This is a genomic window from Streptomyces sp. NPDC002730, assembly GCF_042888805.1.
In the GTDB taxonomy this organism is placed as follows: Bacteria; Actinomycetota; Actinomycetes; order Streptomycetales; family Streptomycetaceae; genus Streptomyces.
On record NZ_JBIAQG010000012.1, the window covers coordinates 252,057 to 265,365 of the forward strand.

At 69.0% G+C, this 13,309-nt stretch carries 13 protein-coding genes; 10 read left to right on the forward strand and 3 right to left on the reverse strand.

Annotated features, from left to right (window positions below; all coding sequences use genetic code 11):
• Positions 1-160: 160 nt before the first annotated feature.
• The gene (locus tag ACFYXH_RS29495) at positions 161-550 is read right to left on the reverse strand and encodes a VOC family protein (RefSeq protein WP_389569100.1); all 390 of its coding nucleotides are present in this window, start codon (positions 548-550) and stop codon (positions 161-163) included.
• A gap of 312 nt (positions 551-862) precedes the next feature.
• On the opposite strand from ACFYXH_RS29495, the gene ACFYXH_RS29500 reads away from it, so the two are divergent.
• Genes ACFYXH_RS29500 through ACFYXH_RS29510 form a run of 3 tightly spaced genes read left to right on the forward strand, consistent with a single transcriptional unit; the run spans position 863 to position 2,887 of the window.
• Positions 863-1,897 (forward strand): Rv2578c family radical SAM protein, encoded by a 1,035-nt coding sequence (locus tag ACFYXH_RS29500; protein ID WP_389569104.1) that lies wholly within the window; start codon positions 863-865, stop codon positions 1,895-1,897.
• 57 nt (positions 1,898-1,954) lie between these two features.
• Complete coding sequence (locus ACFYXH_RS29505; RefSeq protein ID WP_362676805.1) at positions 1,955-2,362, forward strand: RidA family protein; 408 nt, start codon at positions 1,955-1,957, stop codon at positions 2,360-2,362.
• A gap of 3 nt (positions 2,363-2,365) precedes the next feature.
• Positions 2,366-2,887: a GNAT family N-acetyltransferase gene (locus ACFYXH_RS29510; protein ID WP_389569106.1), complete on the forward strand. Its 522-nt coding sequence runs from the start codon at positions 2,366-2,368 to the stop codon at positions 2,885-2,887.
• Between the two features lie 110 nt (positions 2,888-2,997).
• Here the strand turns inward: ACFYXH_RS29510 and ACFYXH_RS29515 are convergent, their stop codons facing one another.
• The gene (locus ACFYXH_RS29515; RefSeq protein WP_389569109.1) at positions 2,998-3,564 is read right to left on the reverse strand and encodes an adenylosuccinate lyase; all 567 of its coding nucleotides are present in this window, start codon (positions 3,562-3,564) and stop codon (positions 2,998-3,000) included.
• 450 nt (positions 3,565-4,014) lie between these two features.
• Between ACFYXH_RS29515 and ACFYXH_RS29520 the strand changes: the two genes are divergently transcribed.
• Together ACFYXH_RS29520 and ACFYXH_RS29525 are read left to right on the forward strand one after the other, a co-directional pair.
• Positions 4,015-5,796, forward strand: a complete 1,782-nt coding sequence (locus ACFYXH_RS29520) for a 3-hydroxyacyl-CoA dehydrogenase family protein (RefSeq protein ID WP_389569111.1) — start codon at positions 4,015-4,017, stop codon at positions 5,794-5,796.
• Between the two features lie 91 nt (positions 5,797-5,887).
• Positions 5,888-6,709 carry a TetR family transcriptional regulator gene (locus ACFYXH_RS29525; protein WP_389569114.1) on the forward strand — a complete coding sequence of 274 codons (822 nt, stop codon included), beginning with the start codon at positions 5,888-5,890 and terminating at the stop codon, positions 6,707-6,709.
• 100 nt (positions 6,710-6,809) lie between these two features.
• On the opposite strand, the gene ACFYXH_RS29530 is transcribed toward ACFYXH_RS29525, so the two are convergent.
• A complete protein-coding gene (locus tag ACFYXH_RS29530) occupies positions 6,810-7,643 on the reverse strand; it encodes an NAD(P)/FAD-dependent oxidoreductase (protein WP_389569117.1) in 834 nt (277 codons plus the stop codon).
• On the opposite strand from ACFYXH_RS29530, the gene ACFYXH_RS29535 reads away from it, so the two are divergent.
• The 5 genes from ACFYXH_RS29535 to ACFYXH_RS29555 all read left to right on the forward strand — a co-directional run bounded on the left by ACFYXH_RS29535 (position 7,610) and on the right by ACFYXH_RS29555 (position 13,309).
• On the forward strand, positions 7,610-8,020 hold the full coding sequence (locus ACFYXH_RS29535) for a PucR family transcriptional regulator (RefSeq protein WP_389569118.1): 411 nt from the start codon (positions 7,610-7,612) through the stop codon (positions 8,018-8,020). The genes ACFYXH_RS29530 and ACFYXH_RS29535 overlap by 34 nt on opposite strands.
• A gap of 451 nt (positions 8,021-8,471) precedes the next feature.
• Complete coding sequence (gene ccrA, locus ACFYXH_RS29540) at positions 8,472-9,809, forward strand: crotonyl-CoA carboxylase/reductase (RefSeq protein ID WP_389569121.1); 1,338 nt, start codon at positions 8,472-8,474, stop codon at positions 9,807-9,809.
• Between the two features lie 9 nt (positions 9,810-9,818).
• Positions 9,819-11,831 (forward strand): protein meaA, encoded by a 2,013-nt coding sequence (locus ACFYXH_RS29545; RefSeq protein WP_389569124.1) that lies wholly within the window; start codon positions 9,819-9,821, stop codon positions 11,829-11,831.
• Positions 11,828-12,793 carry a CoA ester lyase gene (locus tag ACFYXH_RS29550; protein WP_327326957.1) on the forward strand — a complete coding sequence of 322 codons (966 nt, stop codon included), beginning with the start codon at positions 11,828-11,830 and terminating at the stop codon, positions 12,791-12,793. Before ACFYXH_RS29545 ends, ACFYXH_RS29550 begins: the two co-directional genes overlap by 4 nt.
• A gap of 3 nt (positions 12,794-12,796) precedes the next feature.
• Positions 12,797-13,309 carry a MaoC family dehydratase gene (locus ACFYXH_RS29555; protein WP_362676821.1) on the forward strand — a complete coding sequence of 171 codons (513 nt, stop codon included), beginning with the start codon at positions 12,797-12,799 and terminating at the stop codon, positions 13,307-13,309.

Below are 13,309 nucleotides of genomic sequence, written 5' to 3' on the forward strand. Positions count from 1 at the left end.
CCGAGACGCACCGGCGTTGCAAGCGTCATGAGTCAGGAAGTTGGCAGAGTTTGATCTTGCTCGGGTCGGGATTCTCCATCTCTGGAGGGGCTCCTCATCGCCTTCGCGTGAGCGTGGGTAGGCGACCGGAAGTAGGCCTCGCGCGGTGTGCGGCCTCCGATCAGGGGCGGCGGCCCGCAAGGACGCAGAACTCGTTCCCCTCCGGGTCGGCAAGACAGACCCAGCTCTCATCGCCGGTTTGGCCGACGTCGGCGTGTCGAGCACCTAGGTCGAGCAGGCGACGGACCTCTTCGTCTTGCTCCCTGTCGGTTGGGGTGACGTCGAGGTGGAGCCTGTTCTTGGCGGTCTTGCCCTCGGGCACGTGCGCGAATGTCAACGTCGGTGGCACTGGACCAAGGCGGTTCGTGCCTCCAGGCACCGCAGGGGAGCCAATTGTGACAATTCCGTCGTCTTCGTCCTGCACCTCGTAGTCAAGGACCGAGCACCAGAACCGGGCGAGACCGTTGGGATCGGCACAGTCGATCGCAAGCTCGGTGAACTTACTGGTCATGTCAGGAACTCCAGTCAAGTAGCAGGTCCGCCAAAGGCCACACGCTAATCGCAGTGTTCGACGGCGAGGTAGGCCGCATGTGGGTGCGTTCGCCTAGGGCCCGGTCAGTGACAACTCGCCCTTCAACACGGCCAACACGACCTGGATCCGCTCGTCCACCGACACCCGCCGTGACGGCTTCTGCTGTCCGCTCACCCAGCCATCCTTCCCGACCCCTCAACCCAACCCCCTGCCGGAAAGTTTGCCTCACTCCACAAGCAATCAAGGGAACATGTGTTCTATTCTGTGGCCAGTGCTACCGAGGAGGCGCTCATGCGCTGGGACAATCTGGTCGAGAACCCCACGACGGCCGGGGACACCGCGCTTTTCGCTACGTCCGCGGTGACCACCAGGACCTTCGACACCCCCGAATTCCGGGGCATCACCTTCCACGAGATCCGCGCCCGTTCGATCCTGAACCGGGTGCCGGGCGCCTCGCGGATGCCGTTCGAGTGGACGGTCAATCCCTATCGGGGCTGCACGCACGCCTGTGTGTACTGCTTCGCCCGCAAGACCCACAGCTATCTGGACCTCGACACCGGGCTCGGGTTCGACTCCCAGATCGTTGTGAAGATCAACGCGCCGGAGCTGCTACGCCGGCAGCTGGCGTCCCGGCGGTGGCAGGGCGCTCATATCGCCATGGGGACGAACGTCGACTGCTATCAGCGGGCGGAAGGGCGCTACCGGCTGATGCCGGGCATCATCACCGCTCTGCGCGACCATGCGAACCCGTTCTCCATTCTCACCAAGGGCACGCTGATCCTTCGCGATCTGGACCTGCTGCGGCAGGCTGCGGAGGTGACCGAGGTCGGGATCTCCGTCTCGGTCGGCTTCACCGACCCCGAGCTGTGGCGCACGGTCGAGCCGGGCACGCCCTCGCCGGAGCGGCGCCTCGACGTCGTACGCACCCTCACCGAGCACGGGATCGGCTGCGGGGTGCTGATGGCGCCGGTCATCCCGTTCCTCGGCGACCACCCGGACCAACTCCGCGCCACCGTACGGGCGATCGCCGCGGCCGGAGCGACGTCGGTGACGCCGCTCGTCCTTCATCTGCGGCCCGGTGCGCGCGAGTGGTTCATGGCGTGGCTGGCACAGCACCATCCGCAACTGGTACGGCGTTACGAGCGGCTGTACGCGGAGGGGGCGTATGCGCCGAAGTGGTACCAGCGCCGGATCACGCGCCATGTCCATGAACTGGCCCGGGAGTTCGGCATAGGCCCGGCCGACCGGGGTGTGCCGCGGCGGATCCCGGTACCGGAGGAGCCGGAGCTCGCAACGCCGGAGCCGACGCAGCTGACTCTGCTCTGAGGCGGGCGGGCCGGGAAATCGATCGGGATTGACAGTGGTGTACGCAAGGATGAACGCATGACTTCGCGACTCACGCATGTACAGGCTCCCGAAGGTGTGGCTCCCGGCACGGGATACAGCCATGTCGTCTGGGGCACCGGCCGGTTCGTGGCGATATCGGGGCAGTGCGCCTTCGACCAGGACGGCAAGGTCGTGGGCGAGGGAGACCCGGCGGCACAGGCGCGGCAGGTCTTCGAGAACCTCCGCCGCTGTCTGGCCGCGGCGGGCGCCTCCTTCGACGATGTGGTCAAGCTGACGTACTTCGTCACCGATGTCGCACACCTTCCGGCGGTCCGTGCGGCGCGGGACGAGGTGATCGACGCCGGACGGCTGCCGGCCAGCTCGGCGGTCCAGGTGGCGGCCCTGTTCCGGCCCGAACTGCTCGTCGAGATCGAGGCGTTCGCGATCACCGGAGAGGAGGGCTAGCGGATGCCGGTACGTATACGGGACATGGGCATCGACGACTGCGAAGCGGTCGCTACGGTCCGGGTCCGGGGCTGGCAGCACGCGTACGCCGGGTTGATGCCGTCGTCGTACCTGGACGCGATGAGCATCGAGGAGGACGCGGCGAAGCGCCGCGCTTTCCTCGCGAAGGGCAGCAGGCGAGTGACCAATGTGGTCGCCGAGCGGGACGGCGAAGTGGTCGGGTGGGGCTGCTGCGGACCGAGCCGGGACGAGGACGCGACGGCGGGTATGTGCGAGCTGTACACGATCTACGTGCTGCCGGAACAGATATCCACGGGCGTGGGGCAGGCGCTGATGGCGGAGCTGACGGAGCGGGCCACGGCTGACGGGTTCCCTGAGATGCGGCTCTGGGTACTCAAGGAGAACGACCGCGCCCGCAGCTTCTACGAGAAGGCGGGCTTCACACCCGACGGCGCGGAGGAGCCGTTCGAGGTGGACGGCGTTGCGGTCCCGGAGGTTCGGTACGCCCGCGCCTTGACCGTGTAGAGCCATACGCGGTCGGGCGCGAGCCCGCACCACTAGGCGGCCCGCACCGAGCCGCGCCGCCCAGCCGGTTCAGCTCGGCTCCTCGGCCCAGCCGCCCACCTCTCGGCCCCTCAGCCCACCCGGGCCAGTGCCGCCTCCGCCGCCGCCATGAGCCGTGGGTGCGTGCGGGCCGAGCGGAGGATGCCGGCCGCCCGTTTGTCGCCCAGTGCGCCGAGGCCCTCGACGCAGGCCAGGGCCACCCGCCAGTGCGGGTCGCCCGGAGCGAGCCTGCGTCTCAGGACGGTGATCAGCGCCGGTACGGACTCCGGCGCGCGCAGCCGCGTGAGCAGCCGGACCGGAAGCAGGGCGTAGGCGACGCGCAGCTCATTCGTGGCGAGCGCGGCCGCCGCCCGGGGGGTGCGAGGGTCGTTCAGCCTCGCCAGAGCGTGTGCCGCCGAGACACAGCGCGCGGGATCGCGGTGATTGAGGAGCAGTACCAGCGCCTCGAAGGCCCGCCGGTCCCCCGCGCAGCCCAGCCGGAAGGCGGCGATCTCCCGTGCCCACAGAGGCCGTTCATGTTCGGTGAGGACTCCGGCGAGCTCCTCCCGGTCCTCGGTCACCAGTAGCCGTTCATACGCCGCCGAGCCGCCCGACTCACCGCGCAGCCGCCCCGCGAGCGACCGTAACTCCTCGTCCATGGCGGCCAGCGTATCGGCGGGAGACCGGCGAAGGACCTGCCAGGAACCAACCAAGGATCAACCAGGGATCAACAGAGGCCGGCCGGAGACCGGCCGAAACCGGCCAGAGACCGGCGAGAGACAGCCACGGACCGGCGATCCAGATCACACCCGCCCAGGTCTGGCGTGCTCGTTACCAGCGAGTTAAGCTCAGGTGAGCGGGTAACCCCCCGCAGCTCACGGTGGCCTGGTGACGCAGCCGCCGCGAGTGCTTTGTCGGTTCGGTAGTTCTGCACCACGTACGACGTGACTCAGGGACAGAGTCCGTCGGCTCCGCACCACAAGACGCATTTGCCGTGCGCCGAATTTCCGTGCGCGGTTCTGCGCAGTCATGCCGCCAGGCACGCGCCCTTCGGCGTTCCCGCTCGCGCGCGCTCCTCATCAGTCGTCACTCATCCCTGGAGTCCCCCGATGGACACCCCTCTCCACACCATTGCTGTCGTCGGCCTCGGCACCATGGGCACCGGCATCGCCGAAGTCCTCGCCCACGCCGGCCGTGAGGTCATCGGCATCGACATCAGCGACAGCGCGGCCCGCCACGCCGTCACCGCGCTCGAGACCTCCACCGCCCGCGCCGTGGAGCGCGAGCGGATCACCGAGGAGGAGCGCCGGAACACCCTCGCCCGCTTCCGTACCTTCTCCGATCTGCACGCCGCGGCCGAGGCCGATCTCGTGATCGAGGTCGTGCCCGAGTCGTACGAGGCCAAGCAGCAGGTCTTCCGTGCGCTGGACGCGATCGTCCGCCCGGACGCGATCCTCGCCACCGGCACCAACGCCCTCTCGGTGACCCGGCTCGCCGCCGACTCCCAGCACCCGGAGCGCGTGCTCGGCCTGCACTTCTTCAACCCGGCCCCGGCCATGAAGCTCGTCGAGGTCGTCTCCTCGGTGCTGACCTCCCCGCTCGCCGTCGAGACCGTCACCGCGCTCGCCCGCGAGCTCGGCAAGGAGCCCGTCGCGGTCGGCGACCGCCCCGGTTTCGTCGCGGACGGTCTGCTGTTCGGCTACCTCAACCAGGCCGCCGCGATGTACGAGGCCAAGTACGCCTCCCGCGAGGACATCGACGCCGCGATGAAGCTCGGCTGCGGACTGCCGATGGGCCCGCTCGCCCTGCTCGACCTGATCGGCATCGACACCGCCCGTACCGTCCTGGACGCGATGTACGCCGAGTCCCACGACCGGCTGCACGCGCCCTCCCCCATCCTCAAGCAGCTCAGCGAGGCGGGCCTGACCGGCCGCAAGACGGGCCGCGGCTTCTACTCGTACGCCGCTCCCGACACCTCGGTGCTGGTCCCGGACGCCCTCACGCCTCAGCCGGAAGCGACGGCGTCGGCCGGCCGCGAGGTCCGCTCCGTCGGCGTGGCCGGCTCCGGCACCATGGCGAGCGGTATCGCGGAGGTCTTCGCCAAGGCCGGTTACGACGTCGTGCTCGCCGCCCGCAGCCCGGAGAAGGCGGAGACGGCGAAGGCCCGTATCGCCAAGTCCCTTGCGCGCTCGGTCGACAAGGGCCGGATGACGGCCGAGGCCAGTGCGGCGACCCTGGCCCGGATCACACCGGCCGGTTCGCTCGACGCCTTCGCCGAGGTCGACCTCGCCGTCGAGGCCGTGGCCGAGGATCTGGAGATCAAGCAGGCTCTCTTCGCCACCCTCGACAAGATCTGCAAGGAGGGTGCGGTGCTCGCCACCACCACCTCCTCGCTGCCCGTCGTCGCCTGTGCCCGCGCCACCTCGCGCCCGCAGGACGTCATCGGGATGCACTTCTTCAACCCCGCTCCGGCGATGAAGCTGGTCGAGGTGGTCCGTACGGTCCTGACCTCCGACGAGGTCCACGCCACCGTCCGCGAGGTCACCACGAAGATCAAGAAGCACCCGGTGGACTGCAGTGACCGGGCCGGCTTCATCGTCAACGCCCTGCTCTTCCCGTACCTCAACAACGCGATCAAGATGGTCGAGGAGCACTACGCCACGCTCGACGACATCGACGCCGCGATGAAGCTGGGCGGCGGCTATCCGATGGGCCCCTTCGAGCTCCTCGACGTGGTCGGGCTCGATGTCTCGCTCGCCATCGAGAAGGTTCTGCACCGCGAATTCCGCGACCCGGGCCTGGCCCCGGCGCCGCTGCTCGAGCACCTGGTGGCTGCGGGCTGCCTCGGCCGCAAGACGGGGCGTGGCTTCCGCGAATATGCCCGGCGCTGATCACGGCGCGGGCTGGGGCGGGCTGCTCGGCCCTTCGGGCGGCCCGCCCCCGCAGGCGCGCCCTCCTGCACAGATGCAGTACGTTCAGGTCATGCCCCAGCCCGCCAAGCCCACCCGCGCCAAGGCCACTCCCGACGCTCCGGAAAGTGCGGCAGGCAGCCGCGCCGCCGCGCAGCGCCTCAAGATGCGGCGCGAGTTGGCGGCCGCGGCGATGGAGCTGTTCGCGACCAAGGGGTACGAGGCAACGACCGTCGACGAGATCGCGGCCACCGCCGGGGTCGCCCGCCGGACCTTCTTCCGCCACTTCCGTTCCAAGGAAGAGGCGATTTTCCCGGACCATGACGACACGCTCGTACGGGCCGAGGCGGTGCTGAACGCGGCCCCGGCCCATGAGCATCCGCTGGACACCGTCTGCAGGGGAATCAAGGAGGTCATGCGGATGTACGCGGCCTCTCCGGCGGTCTCCGTCGAGCGCTACCGGCTGACCCGTGAGGTTCCCACGCTGCGGGAGCGGGAGATCGCCTCGGTGGCCCGCTACGAGCGGCTGTTCACCCGCTATCTGCTGGGCCACTTCGACGAGCGCGACCACCACGTCGGCAACGACGATCCGCTGCTGGCGGAGGTGGCCGCGTCCGCGGTCGTCACGGCGCACAACCATGTGCTGCGCCGCTGGCTGCGGGCGGGCGGCCAGGGCGATGTGGAGTCCCAGCTGGACCACGCGTTCTCGATCGTCCGCGACACCTTCGGCACGGGCATCGGGGCGGGCCGCACCGCGCAGGCCGAGCGACCGGGTCCCGCGGCGGTGTCGGCGCGGACCAGTGGCGACGTCCTGGTGACGGTGGCCCGTACCGACGCGCCGCTGGACGAGGTCATGCGCACCATCGAGCGGGCCCTGGGCGACCGCAGGGCCTGACCCCGGGGCCCCGGGCCCCGCGCCTCAATCGCCGGCAGGGCTTGATGTGCCCGGGCATATCAAGCCCGTCCAGCGATTGAGGACACGCCCCCCGAGTGCGTTAGCCGGACACCCCCACCCGCACCCCGCCCCGCCGCCTCCTGGCGGTGCGTGCCGGGTCGAACCTCGCCGCGAGACCTGGGTCCGCCCCGCCGGTCAGCAGCCCGGTGACCAGACGCCCGGTCGCCGGGCCCAGCATCAGCCCGAGCATGTTGTGCCCGGTGGCCAGCAGCACCCCGGATGTGCCGGGTACGCGTCCGATGAGCGGCAGTCCGTCCGGGGTCATCGGGCGCGGGCCCATCCACTCCTGCTCGCGCCGCTCCCAGTCCGCGCCCCGCAGACAAGGCCGCGTGGCCGCGATGATCGCGTCCACCCTGCCCTGCCTGAAACGGTCCGGGTCGTGGTCGAACTCCATCGTCCCGGCGATCCGCAGGCGTTTGCCGAGCGGTGTCAGCACGGCCTTCGCCGCTCCCAGGTGGATCAGCCGCGAGGGCAGCGGGTCGACGGGCACCGAGAAGCTGTAGCCCTTGCCGGGCATCAGGTCGATGTCCACGCCGAGCCCGCGGCAGAGCTCGCGGGACCAGACTCCGGCGGCGATCACGGTCGTGTCGGCGGTGTAGGTACCGGCGGTGGTGCGCACCTCGGTGCGGCCGCCGCCTTCGCGTACGGAGGTGACCCGGGCGCCCTCCACCAGTTCGACTCCGCCGCGGCACAGCCGATCGGCCAGTGTGTCGACGAACAGCGAGGGGTCGATGGCCCATTGGCGCTCCACCAGGAAGCCCGCCCGGGCCCCGGGCCCCAGAGCGGCACGGCCTGGATGCCCGGATCGCGGTCGGGGACCCGGGGACGGGCGTGGCGGGGATGTGCGGCTCGTACCGGGACGCGGCCGCCGCACTGCGGATCGGCCCGGCGCTGAACCCGGGCGCCAGGGTCTTCGCGGTCGCCGGGCTGCGCGTGCCGCAGCTGGTGGCGGCGGCCGTGCGCCAGGAGCGTTCACGGTACACAGAGTCAGTGCTCGGCACGCTGCGTGAGCGCGGCGACTGGGCGGCGCTGCGCGAGACGCTGATCGCCTGGAGCGAGGGCGGTTTCAGTCTGCTGCGCGCGGCGGAGCGCCTCGGAGTGCATCGCAACACGCTGCTGTACCGGCTGGACAAGATCGAGCAGCTGTCGGGGCAGCGGGTGCGCGAGCCGGGTGCGGCAATCGCGCTGTATCTGGCATGTCTGGGAGACCTGCTGGACGCTCCGCACCACGGCCGGCCAATCCCCCGATGAGTCAGCCCTCATGACGCACCATCAGGTCAGGCGTCCTCGAGTTGGTCGGCACCGTCAGCGGCATCGATCCACGCCAGAGCGCGAACCGACTGCACTCAAGAGCACACAGAAGGTGACGGACCTCCGCTTCCGGGGCGGTCGTTTGTTGCTCATACGTGCCCGCCAGATGACAAGCGAGAGAAATTCCTGGCACCGAGTGTCTTGCGGCCTGGCACGGGGTGCCATACGTTGATGTTGTCCGGGCGGCCGGCGTGCAGAGACCTTTCGTACGCCGGCTGTCCCCGCAAACCATCGGTTTGTGCGCCCGGACGCCTGCGTCACAGGCAACCTCACGCGCCCACCAGCGCTGCCAGCAGCACCACCCGCCGAACCGACGGCACACCTCCACAGCAGCAGCACCCCGACGTTTCCCCTCAGCGTTCCCTCAAACGCGCTTCGCCGGAGGCACCCCGTGAAGGAAATCCTGGACGCGATCCAGTCGACGGACAGCAAGCCCGCCGACTTCGCCACACTGCCCATCCCCGAGTCCTACCGCGCGGTGACCGTGCACAAGGACGAGGTCGAGATGTTCGCCGGCCTCGAGACCCGGGAGAAGGACCCCCGCAAGTCCCTCCATGTCGAGGACGTGCCGGTGCCCGAGCTCGGCCCGGGCGAGGCCCTCGTCGCGGTCATGGCCAGCTCGGTGAACTACAACTCCGTCTGGACCTCGATCTTCGAGCCGATGTCCACCTTCGGCTTCCTCGAGCGGTACGGAAGGCTCTCCGAGCTCACCAAGCGGCACGACCTGCCGTACCACATCATCGGCTCCGACCTGGCGGGCGTCGTGCTGCGCACCGGTCCCGGCGTCAACGCCTGGCAGCCGGGCGACGAGGTCGTCGCGCACTGTCTCTCGGTCGAGCTGGAGTCCTCGGACGGCCACAACGACACGATGCTCGACCCCGAGCAGCGCATCTGGGGCTTCGAGACGAACTTCGGCGGTCTCGCCGAGATCGCGCTCGTCAAGTCCAACCAGCTGATGCCCAAGCCCCAGCACCTCAGCTGGGAGGAGGCCGCGGCTCCGGGCCTGGTCAACTCCACCGCGTACCGCCAGCTCGTCTCGCGCAACGGCGCGGGCATGAAGCAGGGCGACAACGTCCTGATCTGGGGTGCCAGCGGCGGCCTCGGCTCGTACGCCACCCAGTTCGCGCTGGCCGGTGGCGCCAACCCGATCTGTGTGGTCTCCAGCCCGCAGAAGGCGGACATCTGCCGCGCGATGGGCGCGGAGGCGATCATCGACCGCAACGCCGAGGGCTACAAGTTCTGGAAGGACGAGCACAACCAGGACCCGCGCGAGTGGAAGCGCTTCGGCAAGCGCATCCGTGAGCTGACCGGCGGCGAGGACGTGGACATCGTCTTCGAGCACCCGGGCCGCGAGACCTTCGGCGCGAGCGTGTACGTGACCCGCAAGGGCGGCACGATCGTCACCTGCGCATCGACGTCGGGCTACAACCACGAGTACGACAACCGCTACCTGTGGATGTCACTGAAGAAGATCGTGGGCTCGCACTTCGCCAACTACCGCGAGGCGTGGGAGGCCAACCGACTGGTCGCCAAGGGCAAGATCCACCCGACGCTGTCGAAGGTCTACTCCCTCGACGACACCGGCCAGGCCGCGTACGACGTGCACCGCAACCTGCACCAGGGCAAGGTCGGCGTGCTGGCACTGGCACCCCGCGAAGGTCTGGGTGTGCGCAACGAGGAGCTCCGCGAGAAGCACATCGACGCCATCAACCGCTTCCGGAACATCTGAGGCCCTTAGATGACTGAACGTCAGAAGGACCGGCCCTGGCTCATGCGGACGTACGCCGGTCACTCGACCGCCGAGGCGTCCAACGAGCTCTACCGGCGCAACCTCGCCAAGGGGCAGACCGGCCTGTCGGTCGCGTTCGACCTGCCGACGCAGACGGGCTACGACCCCGACCACATCCTCGCCCGCGGTGAGGTCGGCCGGGTCGGGGTCCCCGTCTCGCATCTCGGTGACATGCGCCGGCTGTTCCAGGACATCCCGCTGGAGCAGATGAACACCTCGATGACCATCAACGCCACCGCCATGTGGCTGCTGGCGCTCTATCAGGTGGTCGCCGAGGAGCAGGGCGTCGACATCACCAAGCTCCAGGGGACGACGCAGAACGACATCGTCAAGGAGTACCTGTCGCGCGGGACGCATGTCTTCCCGCCCGGTCCTTCGCTCCGCCTGACCACCGACATGATCACGTACACGGTGGCCAACATCCCCAAGTGGAACCCGATCAACATCTGCAGCTACCACCTGCAGGAAGCGGGCGCCACTCCGGTCCAGGAGATCTCGTACGCGATGTCCACGGCGATCGCCGTGCTGGACGCGGTACGGGACTCCGGCCAGGTGCCGGCGGAGAAGTTCGGCGATGTGGTCGCACGTATCTCCTTCTTCGTGAACGCGGGCGTCCGCTTCATCGAGGAGATGTGCAAGATGCGCGCCTTCGGCCGTATCTGGGACCAGGTCACGCGCGAGCGGTACGGCATCGAGAACGAGAAGCAGCGCCGCTTCCGCTACGGCGTCCAGGTCAACTCCCTCGGTCTGACCGAGGCCCAGCCGGAGAACAACGTCCAGCGCATCGTCCTCGAAATGCTGGCCGTCACGCTCTCCAAGGACGCGCGCGCCAGGGCCGTACAGCTCCCGGCGTGGAACGAGGCCCTGGGTCTCCCCCGGCCCTGGGACCAGCAGTGGTCGCTCCGTATCCAGCAGGTGCTGGCGCACGAGAGCGATCTGCTGGAGTACGAGGACATCTTCGAGGGCTCGCACGTCATCGAGGCCAAGGTGGACTCCCTGGTCACCGAGTGCCTCGCCGAGATCGGCCGGATCCAGGAGATGGGCGGCGCGATGGCGGCCGTCGAGTCCGGCTATCTCAAGTCGCAGCTGGTCTCCTCGCACGCCGAGCGCCGGGCCCGGATCGAGGGCGGCGAGGAGAAGATAGTCGGCGTCAATATCTTCGAGACCACCGAGGAGAACCCGCTCACCGCGGACCTCGACACCGCGATCATGACGGTCGACCCGGCGAACGAGGCGCGCGTCGTCGCGAAGCTCCACGAGTGGCGCGACAACCGCGACGAGATCCGGGCGAGCGAGGCCCTGGCCACACTGAAGAAGGCCGCCGCGGGCTCCACCAACCTGATGGCCGCCACCGTCGAGTGCGCCCGTGCGGGTGTCACCACCGGCGAGTGGTCGTGGGCGCTGCGCGATGTGTTCGGCGAGTTCCGCGCGCCGACGGGCGTGAGCAGCGCGCCGGTCGCGGTCACCGCCGAGAAGGGCACACCGCTCGCTCTCGTACGCGAGAAGGTGTCCCGTACGGCCGACGAGCTGGGCTCCGGAAGGCTGCGGCTGCTGGTCGGCAAGCCGGGCCTGGACGGTCACTCCAACGGCGCCGAGCAGATCGCCGTACGCGCCCGTGACGCGGGCTTCGAAGTGGTTTACCAGGGCATCCGGCTCACGCCCGAACAGATCGTCAACGCCGCGCTCGCGGAGGACGTCCACTGTGTGGGCCTGTCGATCCTCTCCGGCTCGCACGCCGAGCTGGTCCCCGATGTGCTGGACCGGCTGCGAGAGGCCGGCGCGGCCGATATTCCGGTGATCGTCGGCGGGATCATCCCGAACGCCGACGCCACCGATCTGAAGGCGGCAGGCGTCGCCGCCGTCTTCACCCCGAAGGACTTCGGCATCACGGAGATCATCGGCCGTATCGTCGACGAGATCCGGAAAGCGAACAAGCTCGACCCTCTGGAGGTCCCCGCATGACCACGCCCGTGAACCGTCTCCGTCCGCGGCGTTCCTGCCTCGCCGTGCCGGGCAGCAACCCGCGCTTCCTGGAGAAGGCCCAGGGCCTCCCGGCCGACCAGGTCTTCCTCGACCTGGAGGACGCGTGCGCGCCGCTCGCCAAGGAGGGCGCCAGGCACACCATCGTCGACGCGCTCAACAACGGCGACTGGACGGGCAAGACCCGGGTCGTGCGGGTCAACGACTGGACGACGCACTGGACGTACCGCGATGTGGTGACGGTCGTCGAGGGCGCGGGCCCCAATCTCGACTGCATCATGCTGCCGAAGGTCCAGGACGCCACCCAGGTCAAGGCGCTCGACCTGCTGCTGACCCAGATCGAGAAGACGATGGGCTTCGAGGTCGGCCGGATCGGCATCGAGGCGCAGATCGAGAACGCCAAGGGCCTGGTGAACGTCGACGAGATCGCCGCCGCCTCGCCGCGTCTGGAGACCATCATCTTCGGCCCGGCCGACTTCATGGCCTCCATCAACATGAAGACGCTGGTCGTCGGCCAGCAGCCGCCCGGCTACGGCGCGGACGCCTACCACTACATCCTGATGCGGATTCTGATGGCGGCCCGTACGCACGACCTCCAAGCGATCGACGGCCCCTTCCTGCAGATCCGCGACGTGGACGCGTACCGCGAGGTCGCGGGCCGTGCGGCGGCGCTGGGCTTCGACGGCAAGTGGGTGCTGCACCCCGGCCAGGTCGACGCCGCCAACGAGGTCTTCTCGCCCTCCCAGGAGGACTACGACCACGCCGAGCTGATCCTGGACGCCTACGAGTGGTGCACCTCGGAGGCCGGCGGTAAGAAGGGCTCGGCGATGCTCGGCGACGAGATGATCGACGAGGCCAGCCGCAAGATGGCACTGGTCGTCGCGGGCAAGGGCCGCGCGGCGGGCCTGCAGCGCACGTCCAAGTTCGAAGCCCCGGAGGCGTAAGCGATGCAGTTCGGACGCACGTACGAAGAGTTCGAGGTCGGCGCGGTCTACCGGCACTGGCCCGGGAAGACGGTCACCGAGTACGACGACCACCTCTTCTGTCTGCTCACCATGAACCACCACCCCCTCCACATGGACACCAACTATGCGGAGAAGACGACCGATTTCGGGAAGAACGTCGTCGTCGGGAACTACATCTACTCGCTGCTCCTCGGCATGTCGGTCCCGGATGTCTCCGGCAAGGCCATCGCCAACCTGGAGGTCGAGTCGCTCAAGCACGTCGCGCCGACCTTCCACGGCGACACGATCTACGGCGAGACGACGGTCCTCGACAAGACTCCGTCGAAGTCCAAGAACGACCGCGGGATCGTCTACGTCGAGACCAAGGGCTACAAGCAGGACGGCACCCTCGTCTGCGTCTTCCGGCGCAAGGTGATGGTCCCGACCGAGACGTACATCAAGGAGCGCGGCGGCGAGCAGCCCGGCCGCCCGGAGCTGAAGGCACAGGAGAAGTAG